General features: G+C 63.5%; 27 protein-coding genes and 1 pseudogene. 13 read left to right on the top strand and 15 right to left on the bottom strand.

Annotation, left to right across the window (positions count from 1 at the left end):
* Positions 1 to 123: 123 nt before the first annotated feature.
* Together J3S28_RS23500 and J3S28_RS23495 are read left to right on the top strand one after the other, a co-directional pair.
* Positions 124 to 636, top strand: a complete 513-nt coding sequence (locus tag J3S28_RS23500; RefSeq protein WP_207843373.1) for a DUF4145 domain-containing protein — start codon at positions 124 to 126, stop codon at positions 634 to 636.
* 563 nt (positions 637 to 1,199) lie between these two features.
* Complete coding sequence (locus J3S28_RS23495) at positions 1,200 to 1,442, top strand: hypothetical protein (protein WP_207843372.1); 243 nt, start codon at positions 1,200 to 1,202, stop codon at positions 1,440 to 1,442.
* 589 nt (positions 1,443 to 2,031) lie between these two features.
* Here the strand turns inward: J3S28_RS23495 and J3S28_RS23490 are convergent.
* The 5 genes from J3S28_RS23490 to J3S28_RS23470 are packed head-to-tail and all read right to left on the bottom strand — an operon-like array spanning position 2,032 to position 6,991.
* Complete coding sequence (locus J3S28_RS23490) at positions 2,032 to 2,457, bottom strand: ATP-binding protein (protein ID WP_207843371.1); 426 nt, start codon at positions 2,455 to 2,457, stop codon at positions 2,032 to 2,034.
* A complete protein-coding gene (locus J3S28_RS23485; protein WP_207843370.1) occupies positions 2,447 to 2,785 on the bottom strand; it encodes an STAS domain-containing protein in 339 nt (112 codons plus the stop codon). Before J3S28_RS23485 ends, J3S28_RS23490 begins: the two co-directional genes overlap by 11 nt.
* Entirely contained in the window at positions 2,785 to 4,764 is a 1,980-nt protein-coding gene (locus J3S28_RS23480; protein ID WP_207843369.1) for a glycosyltransferase, read from the bottom strand. Before J3S28_RS23480 ends, J3S28_RS23485 begins: the two co-directional genes overlap by 1 nt.
* The gene (locus tag J3S28_RS23475) at positions 4,761 to 6,005 is read right to left on the bottom strand and encodes a PP2C family protein-serine/threonine phosphatase (RefSeq protein ID WP_207843368.1); all 1,245 of its coding nucleotides are present in this window, start codon (positions 6,003 to 6,005) and stop codon (positions 4,761 to 4,763) included. Before J3S28_RS23475 ends, J3S28_RS23480 begins: the two co-directional genes overlap by 4 nt.
* A complete protein-coding gene (locus J3S28_RS23470; protein ID WP_207843367.1) occupies positions 6,002 to 6,991 on the bottom strand; it encodes a glycoside hydrolase family 26 protein in 990 nt (329 codons plus the stop codon). Before J3S28_RS23470 ends, J3S28_RS23475 begins: the two co-directional genes overlap by 4 nt.
* Positions 6,992 to 7,771: 780 nt before the next feature.
* On the opposite strand from J3S28_RS23470, the pseudogene J3S28_RS28905 reads away from it, so the two are divergent.
* The 3 genes and pseudogenes from J3S28_RS28905 to J3S28_RS23460 form a co-directional block, all read left to right on the top strand.
* A pseudogene (locus J3S28_RS28905) lies at positions 7,772 to 7,945 on the top strand (AfsR/SARP family transcriptional regulator); the annotation flags it as partial.
* Positions 7,946 to 8,019: 74 nt separating this feature from the next.
* Positions 8,020 to 8,292: a hypothetical protein gene (locus tag J3S28_RS28490; RefSeq protein ID WP_237341977.1), complete on the top strand. Its 273-nt coding sequence runs from the start codon at positions 8,020 to 8,022 to the stop codon at positions 8,290 to 8,292.
* A 189-nt stretch (positions 8,293 to 8,481) separates the two neighbouring features.
* A complete protein-coding gene (locus tag J3S28_RS23460; protein ID WP_207843366.1) occupies positions 8,482 to 8,697 on the top strand; it encodes a hypothetical protein in 216 nt (71 codons plus the stop codon).
* On the opposite strand, the gene J3S28_RS23455 is transcribed toward J3S28_RS23460, so the two are convergent.
* Entirely contained in the window at positions 8,698 to 9,081 is a 384-nt protein-coding gene (locus J3S28_RS23455; RefSeq protein WP_207843365.1) for an LpqN/LpqT family lipoprotein, read from the bottom strand.
* Between the two features lie 319 nt (positions 9,082 to 9,400).
* Between J3S28_RS23455 and J3S28_RS23450 the strand changes: the two genes are divergently transcribed.
* Positions 9,401 to 9,604: a cold-shock protein gene (locus J3S28_RS23450; protein ID WP_020108824.1), complete on the top strand. Its 204-nt coding sequence runs from the start codon at positions 9,401 to 9,403 to the stop codon at positions 9,602 to 9,604.
* 143 nt (positions 9,605 to 9,747) lie between these two features.
* Here J3S28_RS23450 and J3S28_RS23445 read toward each other — a convergent pair whose 3' ends face one another.
* The 4 genes from J3S28_RS23445 to J3S28_RS23430 all read right to left on the bottom strand — a co-directional run bounded on the left by J3S28_RS23445 (position 9,748) and on the right by J3S28_RS23430 (position 14,415).
* Positions 9,748 to 9,951, bottom strand: a complete 204-nt coding sequence (locus tag J3S28_RS23445) for a hypervirulence associated TUDOR domain-containing protein (protein WP_207843364.1) — start codon at positions 9,949 to 9,951, stop codon at positions 9,748 to 9,750.
* Between the two features lie 51 nt (positions 9,952 to 10,002).
* Positions 10,003 to 11,526, bottom strand: coding sequence for an amino acid permease (locus J3S28_RS23440; protein WP_207843363.1), 1,524 nt, complete (start codon positions 11,524 to 11,526; stop codon positions 10,003 to 10,005).
* A gap of 207 nt (positions 11,527 to 11,733) precedes the next feature.
* Positions 11,734 to 12,663, bottom strand: coding sequence for a serine/threonine-protein kinase (locus tag J3S28_RS23435; RefSeq protein WP_307797372.1), 930 nt, complete (start codon positions 12,661 to 12,663; stop codon positions 11,734 to 11,736).
* A gap of 72 nt (positions 12,664 to 12,735) precedes the next feature.
* A complete protein-coding gene (locus J3S28_RS23430; protein WP_307797370.1) occupies positions 12,736 to 14,415 on the bottom strand; it encodes a DUF7800 domain-containing protein in 1,680 nt (559 codons plus the stop codon).
* Between the two features lie 105 nt (positions 14,416 to 14,520).
* Between J3S28_RS23430 and J3S28_RS23425 the strand changes: the two genes are divergently transcribed.
* From J3S28_RS23425 to J3S28_RS23415, 3 genes are read left to right on the top strand one after another with little or no spacing between them, the layout of a single operon-like run.
* Positions 14,521 to 15,033 carry a mycothiol transferase gene (locus tag J3S28_RS23425; protein WP_207843361.1) on the top strand — a complete coding sequence of 171 codons (513 nt, stop codon included), beginning with the start codon at positions 14,521 to 14,523 and terminating at the stop codon, positions 15,031 to 15,033.
* 47 nt (positions 15,034 to 15,080) lie between these two features.
* The gene (locus tag J3S28_RS23420; protein ID WP_207843360.1) at positions 15,081 to 15,527 is read left to right on the top strand and encodes a MarR family winged helix-turn-helix transcriptional regulator; all 447 of its coding nucleotides are present in this window, start codon (positions 15,081 to 15,083) and stop codon (positions 15,525 to 15,527) included.
* Positions 15,528 to 15,553: 26 nt separating this feature from the next.
* Positions 15,554 to 15,976 (top strand): organic hydroperoxide resistance protein, encoded by a 423-nt coding sequence (locus J3S28_RS23415; RefSeq protein WP_207843359.1) that lies wholly within the window; start codon positions 15,554 to 15,556, stop codon positions 15,974 to 15,976.
* Between the two features lie 54 nt (positions 15,977 to 16,030).
* Here J3S28_RS23415 and J3S28_RS23410 read toward each other — a convergent pair whose 3' ends face one another.
* From J3S28_RS23410 to J3S28_RS23390, 5 genes are all read right to left on the bottom strand, one after another.
* Entirely contained in the window at positions 16,031 to 16,315 is a 285-nt protein-coding gene (locus tag J3S28_RS23410; RefSeq protein ID WP_207843358.1) for a hypothetical protein, read from the bottom strand.
* Between the two features lie 21 nt (positions 16,316 to 16,336).
* Entirely contained in the window at positions 16,337 to 17,062 is a 726-nt protein-coding gene (locus J3S28_RS23405) for an SIMPL domain-containing protein (protein ID WP_207843357.1), read from the bottom strand.
* Positions 17,056 to 17,985, bottom strand: coding sequence for a serine hydrolase (locus J3S28_RS23400; RefSeq protein ID WP_207843356.1), 930 nt, complete (start codon positions 17,983 to 17,985; stop codon positions 17,056 to 17,058). The genes J3S28_RS23405 and J3S28_RS23400 overlap by 7 nt, the downstream gene beginning before the upstream one ends.
* 1 nt (position 17,986) lies before the next feature.
* Positions 17,987 to 19,492, bottom strand: a complete 1,506-nt coding sequence (locus tag J3S28_RS23395; protein ID WP_207843355.1) for a serine/threonine-protein kinase — start codon at positions 19,490 to 19,492, stop codon at positions 17,987 to 17,989.
* Positions 19,493 to 19,634: 142 nt separating this feature from the next.
* Complete coding sequence (locus J3S28_RS23390; RefSeq protein ID WP_307797368.1) at positions 19,635 to 20,372, bottom strand: TetR family transcriptional regulator; 738 nt, start codon at positions 20,370 to 20,372, stop codon at positions 19,635 to 19,637.
* 126 nt (positions 20,373 to 20,498) lie between these two features.
* On the opposite strand from J3S28_RS23390, the gene J3S28_RS23385 reads away from it, so the two are divergent.
* The 4 genes from J3S28_RS23385 (at position 20,499) to J3S28_RS23370 (ending at position 24,494) form a co-directional block, all read left to right on the top strand.
* Entirely contained in the window at positions 20,499 to 21,590 is a 1,092-nt protein-coding gene (locus J3S28_RS23385; protein WP_207843353.1) for a ferredoxin reductase, read from the top strand.
* Positions 21,591 to 21,665: 75 nt separating this feature from the next.
* Positions 21,666 to 22,781: a fatty acid desaturase family protein gene (locus J3S28_RS23380; protein WP_207843352.1), complete on the top strand. Its 1,116-nt coding sequence runs from the start codon at positions 21,666 to 21,668 to the stop codon at positions 22,779 to 22,781.
* A 53-nt stretch (positions 22,782 to 22,834) separates the two neighbouring features.
* The gene (locus J3S28_RS23375) at positions 22,835 to 23,032 is read left to right on the top strand and encodes a hypothetical protein (RefSeq protein ID WP_084834476.1); all 198 of its coding nucleotides are present in this window, start codon (positions 22,835 to 22,837) and stop codon (positions 23,030 to 23,032) included.
* Positions 23,013 to 24,494, top strand: coding sequence for an MFS transporter (locus J3S28_RS23370; protein WP_207843351.1), 1,482 nt, complete (start codon positions 23,013 to 23,015; stop codon positions 24,492 to 24,494). Before J3S28_RS23375 ends, J3S28_RS23370 begins: the two co-directional genes overlap by 20 nt.
* Positions 24,495 to 24,511 lie beyond the last annotated feature (17 nt).

Here is a 24,511-nt window from a genome sequence, read left to right as displayed (position 1 = left end):
ACTTTAATGATGACCGACATCACGAACGACCTATGGGTCGTTAACCGCACGGCTGGAAGTTTGGACTCCAGAGATTCAGACAGTTGGCGTGAGGTGCCATGCCCATTCTGCTCTGGTTCACAGATGATCATCATCGCCAGAATCGGCGGTACCGTCGATTCGATCGCCTGGCTGCGATGTGTGTCGTGCCGGCAAGGTGTCGTTATCAATCGGGGCACGCAATCGCCCGGCACACTACCGTTCGACGATCCTGCATCGACGCCTGAGAAGGACCTCGCAGCGTGGCAGGAAGTCCGGAACTGCCTATCAGTCGGCGCAAACACGGCAGCGGTAATGATGTGCCGGAAGCTGTTGTTCCATATCGCAGTCTCACACGGTCTCGAAGAGACCAACGCCAAAGGTCGGGCGCCGTCGTTCGCAGAAGCCCTGGACCATCTACAGGACGAGGGAATCATCACAAAGCACATGCTGACATGGGTCAACCGGATTAAAAGCGTTGGGAATGAGGCAAACCACGAACTCAACGGCGTCGACAGCGATCAAGCCAACGACATCGCGAAGTTCACGCGCCAGCTGATGTATCTCGCTTTCGAACTTCCGGCGATGGTTCCTGCGACCGATTCGCAAGCGCCCTGACGTCCGAATAACTGCACCACGTTCGACGCCTCCGCGACGGGTCCGGACTGCGCGGTGCTCGCGGGCGGTTCAGGCAAGCTGTTCACAGCCCCGCCGTCCTCTTCGTGGATCCAGTCGCCGTACGTCTCCAGGGTTAGCGTGAACGACCCGTGCCCGAGCCACTTGGAGACCTGCATGAAGTGTGTACCGGCCATGAGCTGCATCGTCGCCATAGTGTGCCGAAGGTCGTGAAGCCGTACGCCTCTGACGGCGCCGGTTCAGTGTCGGTCGCGGGGGTTGCCGGTCGACTCGCGGGCAGACCGATCGCCTCAAGCGCTGGCTTCATAATCGTGTCGTAGAAGCTCCCCATAGCCAGCGGCTCCGACCAATCCAGCGGCACCGCGTACCGCTTGCCTTCGACGCGGTATCCGCCGCCGTTCTTCCGCGATGGCCACAGAGGCGCGGTCGGATGATCAGCGCGGGGATGGGTCTCCGCGAGGTACACCCGCAGCTTCTCCGAGAGCCAAGACGGCAACGGCACCGTTCGACGGCTCCGCTTCGACTTCGGCGTCGTCGCTACCCAGGTGCCGTTCTTCCGTACCTTCGACCGCCGTACGTTCACCGCGCAACGAGTCCCGGTCCCGCTCGCGTCGGCTACCGGGCCGGTCGTGAACGCGAGGTCCCCGACCTCTAGGCCCGTGTTCTCGCTGGCTCTCAGCCCCGAGCACGCCAAGAACTCCACCATCAGCCCGTACACCGGGTACGCGGGCAACCCGTCGACGTGGCCGGCCAGAACGGCGGGTGGACGTGATCCCGGCGTTCGATAAACAGGCCCGCGCGCTCACGGTGACCGCTCGACCCAACCCGAATCGGGCGACGGCGCAAACCGCACGTAAGGCTGCCGGGAAGAAGGTCGGCGCGAATACCCGCTCAGGCGGTCGCAAGCCTGCCTCCGGCAGCTCGACCGGCAAGAAGGTCCGACGCTAGCGGCCCTTCCCGAGTCCGGTCGTCGCGGGGTCTCGCCCATAGGCTCCGCGACGGCGATCGGCGGGTTGCCCACCTCTGCAACCGCGCCTCGATCCGATGCCCCGCCCTGAGAGTTTCATCCTTTCGCTCAGGCGCGGGGCATCGTCGTACCTCGCCGAAAACCACCCCCAGCGGCCTTTCGGGGGGCTCCCACGGTTCACCGGAAGGCTCCGCTATCCCCCGGAAGTTCACCGCAAAATGCTTCCTGGCCTGGTGTTTTGACGGCTCAAGCGCGCTGTTTTCGCTGGTCCGCGCGGTATCGAGATACGCCGGTCGGGAGTTCTTAAAATCCGCCAAGTGTCGGTTCGAGTCCGACTGGGGGCACAGCGATGACTCACGTGCGTCGTGCCGGCACTGCCGGAGGGGGCGGTGCTCCGTGTCGACGGATCGTCAGTGGGTGCGGTTTCGAACCAGGGTCCACTGATTTCGGCGGCCCATTCGGCGATAGGACAGTTCATCGAGCACCGTGAGTGCGATTGCGAGGCCGCGGCCACGCTCGGACAGGTCGTCCGGCAACTCGACGGATTTCAGGTCCACGCGGGCTTGCTCTCCGTCGTCGGACAACGTCGCGAGGATGCTGTCCGGACGCACCTCGAGTTCGACCCGGATCAACACCTGCCCGCGGTCGGCATTCTTCGCATGCTCGATGATGTTCGCAGCGATCTCGGCCAGGGCCAGTTCGAATTGCATCGCATCCATGTCGTTGACCGGCGCGGCTGCGAACAGCTCAGCCAAGAGCAGATGCACCCGCTCAACCGTCTCCGGCTGCGCTATCTCCTCGAGAACTCTTACGGCCGGCCGGTTGTCAGTCGGCATCGAATGCGCCGTCCGCCGACGGGTGCGAGCGCAACACGCGATTGAGGTTGGTGAGGGACAACACCGACTCGACCTGGGCGGACGGGGCCGCGATACGAAGGTCACCGCCGGCCTGCCGGGCCACCTTCAATCCGGAGATGAGCGCTCCGAGGCCCGACGAGTCGATGAAATCCGTCGCAGAGAGGTCGACGACGATCTTGGTCGACCCCGACTCCACCAGCTTGTGCAGTTGTTCGCGCATTGCGGGGGCCGCGACCATGTTGAGTCTTCCCTCTGGCCGCAGCACCACCGCACCCCTACCGGTGGTACGCGTTTCGAAGCTGCTCATCATTTCCCTTCGGTTGGCGATCCGCGATAGCGGACCGCTTGGATCACGACACTGAGGACGACGAGGTCGAACAGCACCCAGAACAGATTCACGCCGACACCGAGCACAGAGACCGCGCCACGGTAGAGCTGGACCATCCCGATGAACGACGCCACCACCAACACGGCCATGGCGACGAGTTGGGGCCGAATCAGGTGCCAGGGCACTGCGTTCTGCTCCTGGCGAGTCTTCGGTGTCACCGCGAACCCAAGCGGCCGGTTGAAGTAGACGTTGCGAAAAGCCGTGGTACACGACTTGATCCACACCGGAAACAACGCCAGGCTGTATTGCTGACCTCGCCAGGTCGACTTTCCCCGCCCGATGATGAAGAACAAGAACTGATTGAGCACGAGGAACGGGATCAGTCGGACGAAGAAGTCAAAGCTCAGGGCTTGGACCGGGAGTATGCCCAGGATGAGGTAGACCGCCGGTGCAGCAATGTATGCCACGGCGGCAAAACCGGCGAGATAACTCCACATGGTGGCCCAGTACATGAGTCTCTGCGGAATCGTGAGACCTTTTTGCAGTAACGGGTTCTCTCGCAACATCACCTGAATCGTGCCCTGCGCCCACCGCAGCCGCTGCGTGATCATCGTCTTGGCGTCTTCGGGCGCAAGCCCCAACGCCAACACCTCATCGTGGTAAGCCGACCGCCAGCCCATCCCGTGTAAGCGCATACAGGTGGCCATGTCCTCGGTGACCGAGATGGTCGCCAGAGGCAACATCGGTTGCGCTTCGTCGTCGCGCCCGACGTCCACGGCGCGCACCATCGCCCGAATGGACTCCAGGGCACCGAGCGGTGACCAATCACGACCGGCCAGGGCCGCAAAGGCATCCTCGTCGAGTGGCGCGGCACCCGACTCCTGCTCGGCCAGTTCGTTGAGGGCCGCGATAGCTTCCAGGTCGGCTCGGATCATGTGCATGTCGGACTCGACCAGTGACCTCGCCGCCGCGTCCACACGCTGCTGGAAGTCGTAGGTGATGTCGGCGAGTGGCTTCTGCGCTTTCAGTTCGGCCCGAGCGACCCGCACGGCGTCGTCGACCGAGTCCAGCGCCGTGATCGCCTCAGGATTGTCTTTCCGGACCTGTTTGCGGGTCTTCCTGATCACCGCCTTGGCCGCCCGCAGCGATTCCTCGATGCCTTCTTCGATAGCGCGCACATACCCTGTGATGCCGAGTTGCATCAGGGCTTCACGCCGCAGAACCGCATTGGAGCCACAAAAGAACGCGGCATTCCAGCCGTCTTTGCCTTGCTGGATCGGCCCGTAGAACAGCGGCGCTTGACTACCCAGTGGATCGTTGGGCGGCACATTGACGAAGTACTGCGGCGTCTGAACCAACGCCATCTTCTCGTCCTTGAAGTATCCGAGGGTGCGCTCGAGGATCTGCGGCTCCGGAACCTGGTCCGCGTCGAGGATGAGGATGAACTCACCGTCTGTCTGCAGCAACGCGTTGTTCAGATTGCCGGCCTTGGCATGTCGTGGTTTGTCGACCCAACTCTCTGTACGGGTCAGATAACCGATGCCATGTTCTTCGGCCAGCTGCGCCAGCTCTTGCCGGTCACCGTCGTCGAGTATCCAGGTGGTGTGCGGGTAGCGCACACGCGCAGCGGCCTCAGCTGTATTCATCACCATCTCGATCGGCTCGTTGTAGGTGGTGATGAAGATGTCGACCGTGGCGCCCTGGGGCGGCTCGCCGGGTTCTCCGCGGCGCCGCAGCCGCCACATGGTCAGACCGAACAGCAATGAGTCGATGAGGCTGTACGTCTCGGCGACCACGAGGGGAACCGCGATCCACCAGGCCTCCCAGTTCACCGACACCAACCAGCGCCAGACCACGTAGTTGATACCGAGGATCGCCGTGATCACGATCAACAGTCGCAGCCACGGCGAAGGCGTCGTCCCGAGGTCCTGTTGGGCCTCGACGCGGCGATCGGTCACCCCACATCCTCTCGGCGTACCGCCACCACCGTGACGTCGTCGAGCGGTGCACTGCTTGTCGCGAGCGCGGCAACCGCGGAACACAGCGTCTCTGGGTCGGAGTGTCCCCGAACGAAGTCCTGGACGGTGCGGGCATCGCTGTCTTCGGAGAGCAGGTCCAGCAGACCATCGGATACCACGATCAACATGTCGCCGGGGTGAAGGGTGACGGTCTCGGAGGTCCACACGTCGTCGACGGAAACACCCAGCGGCAGACCACAACCCGGCAACGGTTCGACGCCCCCCGTCTTCCGGGACACCATCCCGAGCCCGTGCCCGGCATCGATGTACTCGATCTGTCCGGTCGAGCGCTCGAGTCGGGCATGGAACATCGTCACGAAACTCTCGGTGCTGGTCAGGTCGTCCGCAACATGCCCGGCCACCAGAGAGACCGCTTCACCGAGACTCGTCCCCGGCCTCGCGTGTTCCAGTGCCCTGGACGCCCCGCGCAGTGCCGACCGCACGCTGGCGGTCAAGATTGCCGCACCCAGCCCTTTGCCCATGACGTCTGCGACAGAGAACACCGCGCCGTCCTCGGTGAGGTAGTGGTCGTAGAAGTCTCCGCCGACCGCGTAGGCAGGCACGCACGTCGACCGCACCGAATACCCTGTCAGTCCACACAGCGGGGCGGGTAGCAACTGGCGTTGGACGGCAGCCGCGCGCTCGAGGTCGTCAGCACGTTCGAGTTCACGTTGAGCCCACGCTGCCAGTTCGCGGAACGTCGCCTGCTGGGACTCGTCGAACGTCCGAGGCGAGGTGTCATAGACGCAGAACGTTCCAACCGGCTGATGACCGGGTCCATACAAGGGGTAGCCGGCGTAGAACCTCACGCCGCCCTCACCGCCCACACCCGGTAGCCGGGCGAACTCGGGTATCCGCTCGAGGTCATCGACGATCAGGGCCGGATCGACAGGCTGGGTGTAGGTGCGCGCCACGGTTGTTTGACATACGGTCTCAGCGCGCGGCACCTCTGACAACGGCAGCCCCTCCACCATCTTGAACCACAAACGATCCCTGTCGAGCAGCGCGACCGACGCCATCGGCACTCCGAAGATCAGCCGGGCCATCCGGGTGACCCGTTCGAATCGATCCTCCGGCGGAGAGTCGAGGATCTGTAACTGATCGAGCGAGCGCAGCCGCTTCTCCTCGGCTTCGGGTGGAAGGACGAGCTGAATTTCTGCGATCTCGGTGTCGACACTCATCGATTCAACGCTTTCTTCAACGCCTCGGTCATCGCCGCTGCTGCTCCGGGAGAACTATTGATACTCCAATCGGCCTCTTTGTTGAAGTCGAACCACACAAACCCTGAAACACTTGCCATGCCCGCCAAATAGTCGACGAGATCATCGATCCATTCTGGTTTGGATCCACCTTGCTCGACACTGCCCACTTCGGTGACGAGAATGGGTTTGTCGGACGCAAAGTCTTCGAGCTGAGCAAAGGACTCACCGAACAGTCTTTTCGGTGAGGTCCACTCGCCCCCGGGGATGAAAGTACCCCAGTTGTATCCATCGATTCCGATGACGTCGACGACATCGTCGCCGGGATACCAATCCACCAATTGCTCGCCGTCGAGAACCACATTCGGTGCCCAAATCCATCGGACGTTCTGCACGTTCTTGGTGGCGAAGATGGCTCTCACGTGCCGCCAAGCCCGCACGTACGACTGGGGTGAGGTGCCGCCCGCCTGGCTCCATGGATACCAGGTGCCGTTCGGTTCGTGAGCGAAACGCAAATACACCGTCTGCCCCCAGGCCGCGAGTTCGTCGGCCCAGCGATAGAGGTAGTCGTCGTGCGCCCCGGAAATGATGGACTCGATCGAGAAAGCCGACCGGTCATAGTCGTCGCCGCCGAGGTGTTTCCAGGGCTCCCAGGTCACGATCGGGTCAGCGCCCGTGCTGCGGACCAGGTCAAGACCGCTGATCGGAGGAGCCGCCGTGAAGTCCGAGAAGGCCAGGACGATGCTCGGACGTTCACCGACCAGCTCGGACACTGCTGTCCACTCGTCGGGCGCCGACAGCCCTCCGGGCGTACCGACGCCGAACCGCAGACACGTGACGGCCGCATTGTCGAACGACGCCGTCTCCACCGAGCAGGGTGTTCGCGTCGAACACGCGAAAACACCGGTGGATGCAACCAACACACTGCAGATCACCGCGGTGACCCGGAATACCGACGATGAACTCATGCACTCCCCCTGCCGGTTACCAGCACCACCCACCTTGCTCAATCATGCATTTGGCAGATGACATTGTTGTCCCCCCGCAAGACGCATATGCCATTGTTCCCGATCGACTCCACTCTAAACCGCAACCAACTGAGTCGACGTCGTGAATGTTCTGACGACCGACGTATTCAAAAACGCACAACAGCCGCGAAACTCGAGCAGTGGGCGACGCCAGATCACAGCGGTATGATCGCGAGCTCCACTCGTGTCCGCGCAGAAGTGTCCAGTTTGTCCGGCCATCGATACGATCGGGTTGCAAACCATCACCCCCGACCCACCACGCGCATACAATCCGCGCGTGAAATACCTGCTGCTCGGGCCCCTGGAAGTCGGCGCCGCCGGACGCCCCCTTCCCTCGGCGGGATCGCGCAGCGAGCGATTCTGGCCACCCTCCTCCTCAACGCCGGCACCTGCGTGGACGTCGACCGGTTGACCGACCTCGTGTGGGATGACAACCCACCGGCCAAACCGATCACGTCTTGCGCGCCTACGTCGGAAACTTGCGTCGTAGCCTGGACGACGTCGGCGGCGCCGGGCGACTGATCACCGACGCCACCGGATACCGCCTCGACACCCGCGCGGACACCGTCGACATCGTGACCTTCGAAAGACTCACCGCGTCGGGAAGAAGGGCACTCACGGTGGCCGACCCGGTAGCGGCTGAACGAGATCTGAAAGCCGCCATCGACCCGTGGCCCAGCCCTTGCCGACTTCCGCCATCAACGCTTCGCCGACAACGAGATCCACCGCCTCGGCGCGATGCGTTCGGTCGCCACCGAGGGTTACTTCGAAGCAGGACTGCTGCTCGGCCGCGACACCGAACTGATCGCGGGCCTCGAATACCAACTGGCCATCGACCCACTCCACGAACGGGTCTGGGAACAGCTGATGCTCGCGCTGTACCGGTCAGGTCGGCGAGCCGAGGCCCTCCGCGCCTACCACCGGGCACGCACCCAACTCGACACCGAGCTGGCGTCTGCGAACCACCGATGTGGGCGTGGGTCCACATCATCCGCCGACTCTCCGAACGCGCCGACCCGGCTGCGCTCGAGCAGGCGCACATCGTGGCTCCCGTCATCTTTCAGGCCTTCGGGTCGCACGACGCTGCGCACACCAGCCACCTCACCGCCGAGGCCCTGGAATCCCGGTTCGAAGCACCGCCCGAGATAGCCCTGGTCATCGCCCTGCTGATCGGCAACCCTTGTCCGCGAGCTGGCCCGGTTGCTGCACACCCCACGGGCACCTGCACTCCGAGACCATGACGGTCGAGCCGGCCGGGATGCCGGACGCGGTCGCGGGGGTCGTGCGTCGACGCATGTTCGACTTGCCCGAGCGGACACGCGAGGCCCTCGGGATCGCCGGGATGATCGGTGTCGGTGTCGAATCGCAACTTCTCGGTCAGCACCGACTGGCCGCAGCGGTACTGATTCAGTCACGACGTCGTACGCGAAGTGGCCGAGCACGCCCGCGGTACCAGGATCTTCGCGCCGCTGTACCTCATGCTGCTCGCCGAGGCCGAGCACGGTCCCCTCGACCGAGCCCGGACGACATTGCACCGCGCGACACTGACGGCCCGGGCATCGGGCGAGCGGGTGTGGGAACAGCGGTTGCCCGCACGCCGTGAACTCCGGCCCGCGAGCAACCGCCTCACCGAATCGACGGGATGATCAGGGTTCGATCGTCACAGTGTCTATGGCGTTCGCCGCGTCGCCGAGGATCTCGACCTGCGCCTGATCGCTCGTTCCGTTGAGCTGCAAGATGCACGTTTCGCCGCTGCATGTGGTGATGATCACGGTCTGCTGCGCGCTGAGAGCCTCTGTGCCCTCGAGATCGTAGGTGGCCGCGATTTCGTTTGCGGGAAAGCCCGACAGCGTCGCTTCGCGCTCGTCGACGATCTGTGCGCTCGGCAGGTTCTTGAGCTCACCGGCCGGCGACCACCCCTCCGGGATCGGCAGGTCGATGGTCGGCGCGTCCGGATCCCCCATCTTGATGGGCGTCTCCTTGACGTTGTTGTCCCTGATGTGGTCTGCGATCGTGGATTGAAACTCCATCGGATCGTGCACTGCAGCGCTCGGGACCGTTACCGATGCCCGTCACGAGGCAGCAATTCTGGTGCATCGCAACACTTCCGGCGTAACGGAACTCACCGCGAGGGCCGGTCGTCAGGTGCCCTCTCGGTGGCGCTGTACCCACCCTCGGTCGCTCGCCCGACCCCGGCCCATATCGGCGCGGCACGCCCGGCTGAGGCCCTCTCACCTGCGATGAAGAAATAATCTCGTTCACCGCTATCGGTTTGCCGCGATCCGTGCAACACTATGTGCAGGGGCGTGTTCATGCGTTCTGCAGGAAAAAAGAGAGAAGTACTTTAATATGGCACAGGGAACTGTGAAATGGTTCAACGGCGAAAAGGGCTTCGGCTTCATCGCCCCCGATGGCGGTTCGGATGACGTCTTCGTTCATTACTCTGAGATCCAGGGTGGCGGCTTCCGCACCCTCGAAGAGAATCAGCGAGTCGAGTTCGAAATCGGACAGGGCGCAAAAGGCCCTCAGGCTACCGGAGTAACCGCGATCTAAGTCGCCAAACTTCAAAAAAAGTGAGCTGGCTGAGCGAAGCAATCGCCGCCAGCTCACTTTTTTGCGTGTACGGGCAGAGTCCACCGGTCACATCAACCGCGCGTTGGCCCCGGTGACCTGCCCTTTTCCTCCTCCGATCGCGCCTACTTCGCCTTCAGCGAGGACTCCTTGTGAGCGGCCTGCTTGCCGGACTTGGAGGACTCCACGATCCAGTACGGTTCGTCGTCGCCGGCTTTGAACTTCTGCCCATCGAACGTGAACTCTTTGGTTCGCTTCTCGATGGCCTTGCCCTCGGTGGGACCCTGTGGGGTATTCCATGACACGGTGTCGTTCTTGTTGATCGCCATGAACCCGAGGGTAGCGGTGCCGCCACCCTCGGGCCAGGTTTCAGCGACGGGTCAGTGCTTGTCACCGTCGCCGTCGCGATGTTTGCGATCGTGCTCTGGGTGCGGCACCGGCGGAATGATTCCCGGCACCACCGGGTACTCACCCGTGTACCCCACCCGCGCTTCCGCCATGGTCAAGACCCTTCCGCGCACCGCGTACCAGCCTGCGATGAGCATCGGGGTGATCACGACGATGGCGACGAGATTCCAGTAGTTGTCGTAGCACATCAGGACGGTCACGGCAGCGAGGAAGGCCAGCGTCGCGTAGCTGGTCCACGGGGTCCATGGCAGCCGGAACGCGGGCCGTTTCAGGATGCCCTTCTTCTCCCAACGATAGAGCTGGATCTGACACAGCACGATCATGCCCCAGGTGGAGATGATCCCGAGCGCCGAGAGATCGAGGGCGATGTTGAAAGCCTCCTCGGGTACAACAAGATTCAGCAGAATCCCGAGTAGTGTCAGCACACCGGTGAGCGCGATGCCACCGAACGGTACGCCGTTCTTGTTCATCTTTCCGGTGAACTGCGGTGCGCTGCCGTTCATCGCCATCGAGCGCAGGGTGCGGCCGGTCGAGTACAAACCGGCGTTCAGACTGGACAAGGCGGCGGTCAACACCACCATGTTCATGATGCCGCCGGCGGCGGGCATACCGATCGCGGCGAAGAAGGTCACGAATGGACTCTCCCCGGCCGCGTAATCGGTGTACGGCAACAGCAATGCGAGCAGGACCAGCGAACCGACATAGAAGATCGCGATGCGGAAGATCACCGAATTGATGGCCCGGGGCATGATCTTCTCCGGATTCTCGGTCTCGCCGGCTGCTGTACCCACCAATTCCACTGCGGCGTAGGCGAAAATCACCCCCGAGGTCACCAGCACCAACGACCACAGTCCCGTGGGGAACAACCCACCATTGTCACTGAGAACACTGAAACCCGTTGCCTGGTCGTTGATCTCAAAACGTCCCGCCAGGAAAATGGTGCCCACGACCAGGAATGCCACCAGTGCGAACACCTTGATGATCGAAGCCCAGAACTCCATCTCCCCGAACCACTTCACCGAGATCATGTTCAGGAGGAGCACGAAGACGAGAGCGACCAAGGCGATCGACCATTGGGGAATGTCTTCGAACATGCTCCAGTAGTGGACGTAGAGCGCGATGGCCGTGACGTCGACGATCGCGGTCATGGCCCAGTTGAAGAAGTACAGCCAGCCGGTGACGAATGCTGTTTTCTCGCCGTAGAACTCGCGCGCGTACGACACGAAGGATCCTGAAGACGGGCGATGAAGTACCAGCTCACCGAGGGCACGCAAGATGAAGAAGACGAAGACGCCGCAGATGGCGTAGACGATGAACAGCCCCGGCCCGGCGTCTCGGAGTCGGCTACCGGCTCCCAGGAAGAGGCCGGTACCGATGGCACCGCCGATGGCGATCATCTGGATCTGTCGGGGCTTCAGTCCCTTGTGATAGCCCTCGTCCTCGTGGGCGAGCGCAGAGTTGTCGTATCCCGAACTCTCTACCGGAGTTGTACTCATCGTCGTAAATCCTCACGATTGGTCTGCCGCACGGTGCGGTCCCGGGCAGCTCCGGTCCGCCGCGTACCGTGCCCGAAGTGGAGTCACAGGCGTCTATCCAACTGTTCAGATAAGACGTGTGCAACGTTAACCTCGGTCAGCAGTTCACGACACTCGGGGAAGGTAAACACTGCGTAAGATCAGACATCGCGTCGTCTCGACGCTCGGTCAGCGACCCCTGGTCCGCAATCGCGACCATCCGAACGGGCGCGGTGAGTCCGGTGGCACCGGCACGTCACGCACGACGTTCTTGATCAGATCGATGAACTCCGAACAACTTTGGTACCGCGCCGCCGGATCCTTGGCGAGCGCCTTTCCAAGGATCGAGTCGATCGCAGACGGCAGCCACCTGCGTCGGTCACTGACCTTGGGTGGAACTCCGGCGATGTGCGCGTGCACGATCCCGAAGGTAGTGGGATACGGGAACGGCGGCCTGCCCGTGAGCAGCTCGACTACGGCACACGCCAGCGAATACACGTCGGTCGCAGTCGACAGTTGTTGACCCTGAAGCATTTCGGGCGCAGCGTAGGGAATCGATCCGACGATCCGTCCGTTCTGTGCGACGGGACGCGTGTCGTCCAAGAAGCGTGCGATACCGAAATCGGTGAGCACGGCCGATATTTGGGTCTGGTGTCCGATGAGTATGTTCGACGGTTTGACATCGCGATGGAGCACGTCCATGCGATGCGCGAAGTCGAGTGCCTCCGCGATCTGGGCGAGCACCTCCAACACCAGCGGCAGACGTGGCTGTCCGTGCGGTCCGGGGATCAGCACCGCCGCGGTGGTCCCCTCCACGTATTGCATCGTCATCCACAGCGCACTGCGCACCTGCTGTGGCCCGAGCGCCGCGCCTGCCAGCTCCCCGGAGCGATACATGGCCACGATGTGCGGGTGTTCGAGGGTGCGAGCGATCTCGAACTCCCGCTCGAATCGCATGCGTGCGACGTCCACGGCGGTGAACTCGGTGTCGAGGACTTTGAGTGCCTCGATCCGATCGTCAACCGGGTTGTGAACCTTGTAGACCTCGCTGGTCCCCCCGCTGCCCAGATGGGCTCGCACGGTGAGACCGGCAACTCGGGTACCCGGAACGAGGATCACGCGCACAGCGTAGAGCGAAATGCCGCCCCTGGCGCGTCGACAGTGCCGTGGGTCGACACTGCGGTGAGGTCGTCAGGGCGTCAGCTCCATCTCGTGGGTACGGGTGAGCCGTTGCGTGCCGTCTGCGCCGGTGGAGGCATGGTCGATCTGTACAGATGCTCGATCACCGTTGAGCCGCAAGGACATCACACCATTGTCGAACCATGGGCCGGCCTGCGCCTGCCAGGTGATGGGCACGTCGTCGACCCCGGCGCGCCGGGAAAGGAATCGCATGAACTTCACCATGGGTTTGCGGATGGCCACACGGTTCACCACGCGGATCGGACGTTCGAGCGGGTTCCGGAACGGCGACATCGTCAACTGATACAACGCCGTCCGGTCGGTGCCCCGGTCGGTCAGATCGGCTTGCGCGACATAGGAGCAGTGCACGTCACCCGAGAGCCACAGGATGCTGGCGGGAGGGCGTGCGTGGTCCACGAGCTCATCGACCAGACCGAGCATGTCCCGGAAAGAATTACCGAATGCCGCCCAGTGCTCGAGATCGAGCTCCAGTCTCAGCTTCTCGCCGATCTTGGCGAATCGCCTGCCCCACGCACCCTGGGCCACCGCTTCATTCCATTGCTCGAGGTGGTGCAGGGCGGGCAGCATCAGATACGGCAGCGACGTACCGAACACAATGTGCCGGGCGGACGTTTCGGTTGCGCGCTCGCTGAGCCACTTCCACTCGACGTCGTCGAGCATCGCGCGCCGCTCCGGATCGAGGTCGCGAGAGCAGCGCGAATCGATCATGATGATCCGGGTGTTCCCCAGGTCGCGTACGTAACTCCAACGCGCCGATTCTGGCTCACTGTCGGCCCGGAGTGCGAAGTCGGACAGCAACTTCTCCCTCTCGTCGCTCGTGGCCGCAGCCCGAATCGCCGCGTAGAGAGCATCTTTCCCGAGTTCGTCGGGAGACAGGTTACCGAGGTGCTGATAGATGTAATACGACGAGAACGCCCCGATGACGCGGCGGCGCCACCAAGACTTCTGCTCCATGGTCTTGCGCCAGTCCAGGGACGAGTTCCAGTCGTCGCGTAGATCGTGGTCGTCGAGAATCATGCAGCTGGGAATCGACGCCATCAGACCGCTGACCTCATCCACCCCCCACGACTCGCGATAGAGCCACGTGTATTCCTCGAAGTCGCAGATCTCCTCGAGTACTTCCTCTCCGAGTTCGGGATCGTCGTGAGCCGCTCGCCTTTCCCGCAGCAGCGCCTTGATCTCCGGCGACGGATCATCGGCGTACACCTGGTCACCGAGCAGGAGCAGCAACTGTGGCCACTCGTCGGGGCCCTGATCTGCTACACGGCGTGCCAGCCCGGCCAGCCCGTCTGCGCCGATCGCCTTGAGGGATTCGTCGTCGTAGGTATCCCCACGCCGGCACGATCCGAATGCGACGGTCAAGGGTGCGTCGTCCGAGGCGGTATGAAGTCGTCCACCAGACCGGACGGTGACGCCAGACTCTCCCACGTCAGCGGCTGCGGTGAGCGTCACCGTGTAGTCGACGAGAGTTCCGGCGGGTAGTCCGCGCAGTTGGATCACCGCGTAGTGGTGGTCGTGGACGTCCCAGGTCTGCTCCATTCCGGACTGACCTGTCGACGTGCTGACCTCGACTGCGCATTCGCGGTCGGTCTCGACCCACACGGTGGCACGCGTGGAGTCGACGAAACGCAGGATGGGGCCGAGGACAAGCGCAGGGCTTTCGATACTCACGGCTACCACGGTGGCACGCTCAGCCCACCTGCGCACTGTTTCCCGGTCAGGCGCGCGTAGCGAGACGAGAAACGGGTACTCGGCGAACCCGACGGAAGGAAACCGGTGAACGAGTCCGAAGTCTTGGTCGATGCTTTCGCCCGCGTACACGACGTTGTCCATGCCACCATCGAGGACCTGCCTCCGGCAGCTCTGACGTACCGTATCGATTCCGACGCCAACACGGTCGGGTGGCTCGTCTGGCACCTCACCCGGGTGCAGGATGACCATGTAGCGGGCGTCGCCGGCTCCGAACAGGTGTGGACGGCCGCCGGGTGGGCAGAGCGCTTCGGGCTGCCTTTCGACGCCTCTGACATCGGATATGGCCACTCGTCGGCCGACGTCGCCGCCGTGGCCGCCGATCGCGAACTGCTCCTCGGCTATCACGATGCAACCCACGAGCGAACCCTTGAATACCTGCGGTCGCTGTCCGGGTCGGATCTCGATGTCGTCGTCGACAAGAACTGGACGCCGGCGGTGACGCTCGGGGTGCGGCTGATCAGTGTCATCTCCGATGACCTTCAACATGCTGGTCAGGCCGCCTACGTCGCCGGCGTCTACGGGCGTTCACAGGGTTGAACCCGCCTATGGTTGTGCACAACTGAATTGTGGGCTACCTTTCAGAGGTGACTGCACTCCACCTCGATCGCCAGCTGTGCTTCGCGCTGTACTCGGCGTCGCGGGCCACCACCGCCGCTTACCGGCCGCTACTCGACAAGATCGGGCTCACTTATCCGCAATACCTCGTGCTGCTCGTGTTGTGGGAAGAGAAGCAGGTCACCGTTCGCAGACTGGGCGAGCGGCTGCACCTCGATTCAGGCACGCTGTCGCCGCTTCTCAAGCGCCTCGAGGCCATCGGGTTCGTCCAGCGCAGACGATCCGCCGCCGACGAGCGGTCCGTCGAGATAACACTCACCGAGTCCGGTCGCGAACTCGAAGTCCAGGCACAGTGCATCCCCGAAAATCTTTTCGGCGCAAGCGGATTGAGCGTGTCGGAGATCGAGAACCTCCGCGATGCGGTCCAGGGTCTGACCCAAGCCCTACGCGACGTCGGCACATCCGTCGACTCGTGAACGATTCACAACGAAAGGTACCCCCGATGAAAGCCATTTACACCGCTGAAGCACTGGCCTCCGGCGAAGGCCGCGACGGCCACGCACGCACCTCCGACGGCAAGGTCGACCTCGATCTGTCGATCCCCAAGGAGATGGGCGGCAGCGGGGTCGGCACCAACCCCGAGCAGCTCTTCGCAGCCGGTTATGCGGCGTGCTTCCATTCGGCCCTGCGTATGGTCGCAGGACAAGAGAAGGCAGACGTCACCGACTCGACCGTGGGCGCACGGGTGTCGATCGGCAGCCTGGACAACGGCGGCTTCGGCCTTGCCGTCGAACTCGAGGTCGCCCTGCCGAACCTCGATCACGAGACCGCGCAGAAGCTGGCCGACAAGGCCCACGAGGTGTGCCCGTACTCCAACGCAACGCGCGGCAACATCGACGTCAACGTGGTCGTCACCGACGACTGATCCGCCTCCGAGCATCGGCCCGCTTCCACTACATTTGGTGGGGCGGGCCGATTCTCATCGTCCGGCGGCCGCACGCACCTCGGCGATCAACGCCTCGACAGCGGACTTGCCGGCCTCGTCCACAGTGAGGCTCATGAACGACGACATCGCCAACAGCACATCGAACTGAGGCGGCTTCTTGGGCTTGCCCAGCAATGATGTCTTCTCCTTGATGGTGTACTCACGGAACGTCGACACCGGGTTGCGCGCAGCCTCGTCCTTCCCGTGATGGCGGAACTTCGCAACGGTCGCGCCGTCGAAGACAATGGACTCGCCGTTCATCCCCACAACTTCACTCATCAATCTCACCCTCGTGAATCGTTACTTCAGTTGCCATTTCACCGTCACCGAGAAGCTGACCGTCTGCTGGCCCGGTTCCAGCGGGACGGCGCTGCTCTCCATCGCGGTCCGTTCGCCGGCCTGCACCTGCTGACCCGACGATGTCTCGTCAATGGTCAGCACCTTGCCCAACTCGTCGCCCGAGAGCCGGGCGTACTGATCGGCGCGATCGCGGGCGTCGCTGAAGGCCTTCTCGCGGGCGTTGACCACCAGATCGGAGTCGTCATCGATCACGAACGAGACGTTGCTGATCCGGGTCGAGTTCCCTCCGGCCTCAACAGCGACCTCAAGTACGTTCGATGCTTTGGTCAGGTCGGTGATGTCGACCCGTAGTGAGTTCGTCGCCCGGTATCCCGAGATCTGGCTGGACCCGCCCGGCACCGGGTTGGAGTAATCCGGGCTCAGCGTGACCTGCTGCGTCTGGATGTTCTCGCGGGGGACCCCGGCGTTCACCACTGCCTCAGTGATGGCTGCGATCTCCTGGTTGGCAGCGTTCACCGCCGTGGAGACGTCGTCACCGGCGGTCTCGACGCCGAGGTCGGCCCGCAGGGTATCCGGCGCCCCCTCGACCTGCCCGTTGCCGACGACCGTCACGGACCGCTGATTACCCGGGTCGGACGGCTCGTCGTCGCCGCAGGCCACGAGCCCCGTGACCAGAACGACGGACCCGGCGAATACAACGGTGGCCCTGCGCGCCCGACTCAACATTGCCCCGCAGGTAGCTCGTCGAGATGCTCCGTTATCCAGGCACCGACATCGTCGAGAACGGCGGTCCCGTCCTCGAAGGTCCCTTTGTCGGGCGTCGCGGCCATGGTCACCGCCACGTCCCCGGATTCAGTGGGTATCACGGCCATCTGGCGCACCAGGTAGTTCCCTTCGGCATCGGGTTGCGGGCCCCATCCACCTTTGACCGCTGTCCCCTCGATCGATTGGACGCCCCACTGCTGGGTTCCTCCGACCTCACGCATCAACGCCAGGACGCCCGCGCTGTCGGGCATACACGGGAGCTGCGACGCGAATCGCGCCTGTTCCATCAGACTCCATTCGGTCTGCCCGAAGGCCGTGAATCCGGCTCGAACCTTTTGTGACTGCACCACGGTGGTCGTGTCACCTCCGCTTCGGAGGACGTCGGTGACCGCGGCCGCGGCCTCGGTGGGTGTGCCCAACATCCCCCAGAGCCGTTCCGCCGCAGCGTTGTCGGAGTTCATGATCGCCAGGTTAATGTCGGATTGCGCGACCGCTCCGACCTCCCGCAGTGCGGCCAATGCGAGCGGCACCTTGATGGTCGACCACGACACCTCGGTGGGCAGGTCACCGAACAGCTGGGCGGGCGTGGTCCCGTTGACAGGTCCGATGGCGATCCCGACCGAACCGGGTTGCTCGTTCAGCATCGTTTGCAGACTCTGCGTCAGCCGGCGGGAGAACCCGGGTACCTCAGAGGCGATCGCCGACGTCCTCGTCGCCGGATCAGCCGACGGATTCGGGCTGGGCACCGTGACGGTGGTGGTCGACGTCGACGTAGAAATGGATGCGGGCGGATCACCGGAATCGGTACACGCTGCCGACAACAGGGCCACACAGACGATGGCAGTGGCGAGCGCGGACGGTCGTGACGCCCGGAAACCTGTCACGTCAGAAAAGGTGAACAACAGCGTTTTCTCCGCCCGTGCAGGTGACCGCAGATCCGGCCGGCGTGCACATCATCACATACGTGACACCCGTGACCGGGCTGGTCGCCAAGATCTGCCGCGGCTGGCCCGGGGCCCCGCTGGCCGCGTAACTCATCCGGACTTCCTCTGCGAAAGCACAACTCGTCACCGCGGACCCGATCGCTGAACCGGTGAGAGAGCCGACGGGACCGTACACCGTCGGGCACGGTGTGGAACTTGGTGGTGGACCAGCGGGTACCGGCGCCGGAACCTGGGTGTTCTGCACCTGACCGCCCGCGGTCTCGGTCACCGTGCTGACCGCAACCGCCGGGTCGTCACCGGCGTCGTCCTTGGAGCCGACATACCAGAGCAACAACGCGGCCAGCCCTCCGAGGGCCAGCACGATGAGTCCCACCAGGGCGGCGATGATGACCTTGGACTGCGACCCGTCGCCGGGCCCGTTCGGCTGTGGGCCCGTGAAGTACGCCGGTTGCTGACCTGTCCCGAAGTTCGGCGGAGGGGCCACCGGGCCGCTGTACATCGTCGGGTTGTACTGCGGGCCCGTTCCCGGTGGCGCCATACCAGGAGTCGTCGGCGGCGCATAGGCGAACCCCCCGCCCGGAAACCCGGTCGCAATCGTTTGCGGGGCAGGGATATTCGTCCCCGCAAGCGCAGCCCGAGCAGCAGCGGCGAGATGACCCGCGGTCTGGTAGCGATGTTCGGGCCGCTTCTCCAGCCCCTGCGCGATGACCTGATCGAACCCGACAGGGACCCCCGGTCGGACGCGAGAGGGCTGCGGCGCCGGGTTCAGCACGTGCGCCTTGACCGCAGAACTGATCGTGTCGGCCTGATGCGGCGTCGAACCGGTGAGACATTCGTGCAGAACGCAGGTCAGCGAGTACACGTCCGCCATCGGGGTGACCCGATCGTTGTCGAATCTCTCCGGCGCCATATACCGGTACGACCCGATTGCCAGACCCGCGACGGTCAGTTGCGAGTCGTCGCCGGAGTGGGCAATCCCGAAGTCGACGAGGTATGCGAAGTCACCTTCGGCCAGGATGATGTTCTCCGGCTTGATGTCTCGGTGAATGAGGCCGTCCGAATGGGCGGCGTCGAGGGCCCCGGCCACCTGTTCGATGATCTTGACGGCTCGGGCGGGATCCATGGCCCCACCCTCGCGCAGTGCTGCCCGCAGGTCCTGGCCCGTCACGAGTCGCATGTCGATGTACAGGACGCCGTCGATCTCGCCCCAGTCGTGGATCGGTATGACATGTGGTTCCTGCAGCCGTGCCGCCGCATGCGACTCCCGGCGAAAGCGCTCCTGGTAGGTCGGGTCCTGCGCCAACTCGACGTTCAACAGCTTGAGAGCGACGGTACGGTCCTTCGCCGTGTCGTAGGCGCGGTACACCTCGCCCATCCCGCCGCGACCGATCAGGGCGTCGAGGCGGTACACCCCGAATTGAGTGCCCGTCCGCGAACCTTCGACCATCGGTTTGCCTCCCAGCACCGGCGCGGCCGACTCTGGCCACTCAAGGGAAACAATATTAATGGGGTAGGACACTGCCACGCACCCGTGTGGTCTGAACAGATGTAACTCATCTGGCGGCAACTACATCGGGCGCGTGGTCCGCTCAGTCCTGGGGCGGTTGCCAGCGACCCATTCCGAGAAACGCGATGACCAGCTGCTTTTCGGTTCGCCGGATGAGCTCGTCTTCTTCTCGGGTGTTGCGCCGGTCGAGTTCGACCAACTCGGCGACGGCGTGGAGCATCACCGTGACGATGAGATCTCCGGCCACCTCCAGATCGTCGGCGGGCCACTCGGCCAGGTCAGGGATCCTGGACAGGTCGATGGCCAGTTCGCGAGAGAACAGCTTGAGCTCCGTGTCGATCGCTCGGCGCACCTCACTGATCCCGCCGTACTGTTCGCGCACCAGGAAACGGAACTGTGCCTCGTTGGCGCGGGCCTGCCGCACCAGCACCGCCAGCGACTCCTTCGCGGTGGGCACGGCCGCCCTGGCCGCGAGATCCCGCCTGCCGTCACGCAGCATGCGACGCAACGTCCGCATGGAGTCCTCGACCAGCGTGACCCCGACTTCCTCCATCGACGCGAAATGCCGATAGAACGCAGTGGGAACGATACCGGCGCGCTTGGTCACCTCCCGAAGGCTGATCGAGGAGAAACTACGCTCACCCACCAGCTCGAGGGTCTGATCGAGCAACGCCTGCCGGGTCCGGCTCTTCTGTTCGGCGCGGGTGCGGGTCGAATCGTCGAGGCGTTCGACCGACGGTGAAACACGCCGGGTACTGCGAGTACCCGAGCTGTGATGTTTCGACGTCCGCGACACGCAGGTCAGTGTACGTCTGTGCACCCGCTGAGCTCGGAAGGCACCGAGCCGGACGTGATGGCGGTTACACATTGTTTCCTTGACTTGATGGGGTCAGGTGATGCCACACTGTCTGTGTACAGATGTGCACTGAAATGAAAGGACACACGGATGACCAAGTCACTTTCCGGATTCTTCGGTTCGGTGCTCGAAGCAGCCCTGACACCCCACCCCGTCGATCGCTACCTCGAACTCGTCGATCCACGCATCACCTGGACCGACCTGCGAGCCGAAGTGATCGCCGTCGATCGCCGGTCACCCCGCTCGGTCACGATGACCCTGCGCCCCACCCGGCAGTGGACCGGCTTTGACGCCGGCCAGTTTGTGCAGCTCAGCACCGTCATCAAGGGGGTGCGCCACAGCCGCTGCTATTCGCCGGCCAGTAGCGCGCACCGCCCCGACACCATCGAGTTGACCCTCACCAGCCATGACGACGGGTTCGTCTCCAAGCACCTGCGCGAGAACGTGCGGAGCGGACAGGTGCTGGGCCTGCAGCCCGCGACCGGCACCTTCACCCTTCCCGCCGAGCGCCCCGATTCCCTCCTCTTCATCAGCGGCGGTAGTGGCATTACACCCGTACTCTCAATGTTGAGAACACTTGTAGACGAGAACCATCGCGGCGACGTCACATTCGTTCACTACACGCGCAGCGCCGAGGACCACCCGTACGCGACCGAACTGGCGGAGGTCGCCGCGGCGCGTCCGGACTGGACCATCACCACCCACTTCACCAGGCCGACGTCCGAGACGGACACCGACACCGGCGGCCACTTCCGGCCCGATCACCTGGCCGGTATGGACCTCGGCACATCGCAGGTGTTCCTGTGCGGACCACCTGCCCTCCATCAATCGGTCTCCGATCACCTCGCCGGCCTCGGCGTGGAGGCCAACCTGCACACCGAGCAATTCGTACTCGTCACGCCGGCAGACGTCGACGACGACGCCCCGGCCCACGGTCGGCTCAGCTTCGCCGCGAGCGGCACCGAAGCGCAGAACAATGGTGATTCGATTCTGGAGCAGGCCGAGAATGCTGGTCTGACACCAGAGTTCGGCTGCCGCATGGGCATCTGCTTCTCGTGCAGCGCAGTCAAGAAGTCCGGTCTGACGAAGAACATCCTGACCGGTGAGACCGACACCGAGTCCGACAAACACATCCAGCTGTGCATCAGCAAACCCGTCGGTGACTGCGTCATCGACATCTGAGGGTCATCGATATCCCCGGGACATCGATAGCTGGGTTCAGCCCCGCACCATCCGACAGCTAGCCAAGGAGTCATCATGACAACCACGGAACTAGTCCTCACCGAAGACCAGGTCGACGAGCTCGGCCGAGAGCTCGATGCCCTCAAGGCCCGCGTGGTCGCCGACCTCGGCGACAAGGACCGCGACTACATCTACTCGATCATCAAGGCACAGCGCACCCTCGAAATCGCAGGCCGCGCCCTCATGTACTTCCCGTTCATCCCGCCCGCCTGGCTGGCCGGCGTGGGCGCATTGAGCGTGTCGAAGATCCTCGACAACATGGAAATCGGGCACAACGTCATGCACGGTCAGTACGACTGGATGCGTGAGCCGAGCCTCAACTCTCGCGAGTTCGAATGGGACACAGTCTGTCCTGCCGATCAGTGGCGTCACAGCCACAACTACATGCACCACACCTTCACCAACATCGTCGGACAGGATCGCGACATCGGGTACGGCATCCTGCGTATGGACCGTGACCAGAACTGGAATCCCTACTACCTCGGCAACCTCGTCTACGCCAGCGCGCTGATGATCCTGTTCGAGTGGGGCGTGATGCTCCACGACCTCGAGGCCGAGAACATCGTCCAGGGCAAGCGCAAATGGACCGACATCAAAGGCCTGGTCAAGGGGATGTGGCGCAAGGCCAGCCGGCAGGTACTCAAGGACTACGTCGTGTACCCGGCGCTCACCGGACCGTTCTTCGTCACCACCCTCGTCGGCAATGCCAGTGCGAACCTCGTCCGCAACCTGTGGACGTTCTCGATCATCTTCTGCGGCCACTTCCCTTCCGGGGTACAGACTTTCACCCAGGAAGAAACAGCGAACGAGACCCGTGGTCAGTGGTACCTGCGCCAGATGCTCGGCTCCGCGAACATCACCGGCACGCCGCTGTTCCACATCATGAGCGGAAACCTGTCGCACCAGATCGAACACCACCTGTTCCCTGACATCCCGGCCAACCGGTACCCGGAAATCTCGGGTGAGGTGAAAGCGCTGTGCGAACGGTACGGATTGCCTTACAACACGGGTAGTTTCAGCCACCAGATCGGTTCGACCTGGCGCAAGATCGCGCGCCTGTCACTGCCCAATTCCTGGGTGGCCGATGACGCACAGTTCAGTGTTAAGGTCGAGTCGAAAGTTGCCGCCTAGCGGGCCACTCGGGGGGTCCGAGTCGGGTATCGGCATCGGAACGGAAGGCTCACATGGTCTCGCAGTTCGAGCGGAACAAGGACATCGCCCAGGAGTTGATCGAGTCGACCGCCCACCGAGTGGGCCGGATCGCCTCGATCATCACCGGGGCCGTCATCGACGTCACCCACGAGATCGGTGATCTCATCAGCGACGGAATCGAGATGCGCGACGCTGCACGCAGGGCTCGCGATGACAACCACGACGTTTAAGCGCCGCAACCTGGCGATGGCGATTCTCGCCTTCGCCATGTTCATGGATCTGATGGACGTGACGATCGTCAACGTCGCGATCCCGTCCATCCGCGACGATCTCGGCGCCAGCCCGGCCCAGATCGAGTGGCTCGTCGGAGGTTATGTGCTGGCCTTCGCCGGTGTCTTGATCACCGCGGGACGTCTCGGCGACCGGTACGGCAGACAACGGATCTTCCTCATCGGCATCATCGGCTTCACGTTGGCGTCGGTGCTGGCCTCGACCGCGCAAACCGGCAGCATCCTCGTGGCATCCCGCGTGCTACAGGGATTCTTCGCGGGACTGATGGTGCCGCAGGTGCTCGCCAACGTGCAGGTTCTGTATCGCCCGAAGCAACGCGCACCAGTGTTCGCGATACTCGGTGTCATCACGGCGATGGCCGCGGTGATCGGTCCGGTCCTCGGCGGCTGGCTGGTCACCAACAACCCCATCGGGGGCGAGTGGCGGTCCATCTTCTTCATCAACGTTCCGATCGGCATCGTCATCGCGGTCGCGGGCTACTTCCTGGTCCCCAACACCAAGTCCGAGAAGGTCACCGATCTCGACATCGTCGGAGTGGTGCTCGCCGTCGGTGGCGTGTTGCTCCTGGTCTACCCGCTGGTGGAGGGTCGTCAGCTCGGCTGGCCCGCGTGGTCGTTCGCCATGATGGCACTGTCCCCGGTCGTGTTGACGGCGTTCGTCCTCCAACAGAAGCGACGCACCGCAGAGGGCAGCGCGCTCATCCCCTTGCGGCTGTTCGGTAACCGCGGATTCGTCGGCGGATCAGCGATCCAGTTCCTCTTCCAGGGCTCGATCACCTCCTTCTTCCTGATCCTCGCGCTCTATGTGCAGGTGGGCCTGAACTTCGAGGCCATCACCGCCGGCGCGATGACGTTGCCGTTCAGCGTCGGCGCCGTCCTCGCCGCGGGCGTTGCAGCAGCGCTGACGACAAAACTGGGGCGCACCCTGCCACTGGTCGGTGGAGTGATGATGAGTGCGGGCACGGCCTGGACGATTCAGGTCATCCGGTCGTCGGACGCGGCGTTCTCCAGTTGGGACACGGTGATCCCCATGGGACTGGCCGGCCTCGGTTTGACCATCATGCTCGTACCTCTTCTCGACATCGCGCTCTCGACCGTCGACGTCAACGATTCCGGTGCTGCGTCGGGCACACTGAACACGTTCGCCCAGGTCGGCGGAGCTGTCGGGGTCGCGGTCACCGGTGTGCTGTTCTTCGGTGAGGCCGGCCGGTACACACAGCCCGAACTCCTGCACGCGTTGTCCGTCGCGGCCTGGGTGCCGATCACCGGCTACGCACTATGCGCTCTGGCGAGCTTCCTGCTCCCTGGCCTTGGTGCCGTCCGCAAGCACGCCGAAGAGCAGGAACGCGTCGCCGAAATAGAAGAGGCAAGGCTCGCTGCCCAAGCCCCCGCTCCCCGATGATGGGTCGTTCTGGCGAG

The sequence above is a fragment of the Williamsia soli genome (genome assembly GCF_017377795.1).
GTDB classification, from domain to species: domain Bacteria; phylum Actinomycetota; class Actinomycetes; order Mycobacteriales; family Mycobacteriaceae; genus Williamsia; species Williamsia soli.
Note: the sequence above shows the minus strand (reverse complement) of the source record. Positions and strands in the feature narration are given on the sequence as shown.

Excerpts from the sequence above, each read along its gene's own strand:
- J3S28_RS23415 (WP_207843359.1), top strand. The coding sequence starts at position 15,554 with ATGAAAGCCATTTACACCGCTGAAGCACTGGCCTCCGGCGAAGGCCGC.
- J3S28_RS23375 (WP_084834476.1), top strand. The coding sequence starts at position 22,835 with ATGGTCTCGCAGTTCGAGCGGAACAAGGACATCGCCCAGGAGTTGATC.
- J3S28_RS23445 (WP_207843364.1), bottom strand. The coding sequence starts at position 9,951 with ATGGCGATCAACAAGAACGACACCGTGTCATGGAATACCCCACAGGGT.
- J3S28_RS23385 (WP_207843353.1), top strand. The coding sequence starts at position 20,499 with ATGACCAAGTCACTTTCCGGATTCTTCGGTTCGGTGCTCGAAGCAGCC.
- J3S28_RS23450 (WP_020108824.1), top strand. The coding sequence starts at position 9,401 with ATGGCACAGGGAACTGTGAAATGGTTCAACGGCGAAAAGGGCTTCGGC.
- J3S28_RS23380 (WP_207843352.1), top strand. The coding sequence starts at position 21,666 with ATGACAACCACGGAACTAGTCCTCACCGAAGACCAGGTCGACGAGCTC.
- J3S28_RS23490 (WP_207843371.1), bottom strand. The coding sequence starts at position 2,457 with ATGCCGACTGACAACCGGCCGGCCGTAAGAGTTCTCGAGGAGATAGCG.
- J3S28_RS23405 (WP_207843357.1), bottom strand. The coding sequence starts at position 17,062 with ATGTTGAGTCGGGCGCGCAGGGCCACCGTTGTATTCGCCGGGTCCGTC.
- J3S28_RS23370 (WP_207843351.1), top strand. The coding sequence starts at position 23,013 with ATGACAACCACGACGTTTAAGCGCCGCAACCTGGCGATGGCGATTCTC.
- J3S28_RS23470 (WP_207843367.1), bottom strand. The coding sequence starts at position 6,991 with ATGAGTTCATCGTCGGTATTCCGGGTCACCGCGGTGATCTGCAGTGTG.
- J3S28_RS23485 (WP_207843370.1), bottom strand. The coding sequence starts at position 2,785 with ATGAGCAGCTTCGAAACGCGTACCACCGGTAGGGGTGCGGTGGTGCTG.
- J3S28_RS23455 (WP_207843365.1), bottom strand. The coding sequence starts at position 9,081 with ATGGAGTTTCAATCCACGATCGCAGACCACATCAGGGACAACAACGTC.
- J3S28_RS23475 (WP_207843368.1), bottom strand. The coding sequence starts at position 6,005 with ATGAGTGTCGACACCGAGATCGCAGAAATTCAGCTCGTCCTTCCACCC.
- J3S28_RS23410 (WP_207843358.1), bottom strand. The coding sequence starts at position 16,315 with ATGAGTGAAGTTGTGGGGATGAACGGCGAGTCCATTGTCTTCGACGGC.
- J3S28_RS28490 (WP_237341977.1), top strand. The coding sequence starts at position 8,020 with ATGTGGGCGTGGGTCCACATCATCCGCCGACTCTCCGAACGCGCCGAC.
- J3S28_RS23440 (WP_207843363.1), bottom strand. The coding sequence starts at position 11,526 with ATGAGTACAACTCCGGTAGAGAGTTCGGGATACGACAACTCTGCGCTC.
- J3S28_RS23395 (WP_207843355.1), bottom strand. The coding sequence starts at position 19,492 with ATGGTCGAAGGTTCGCGGACGGGCACTCAATTCGGGGTGTACCGCCTC.
- J3S28_RS23500 (WP_207843373.1), top strand. The coding sequence starts at position 124 with ATGATCATCATCGCCAGAATCGGCGGTACCGTCGATTCGATCGCCTGG.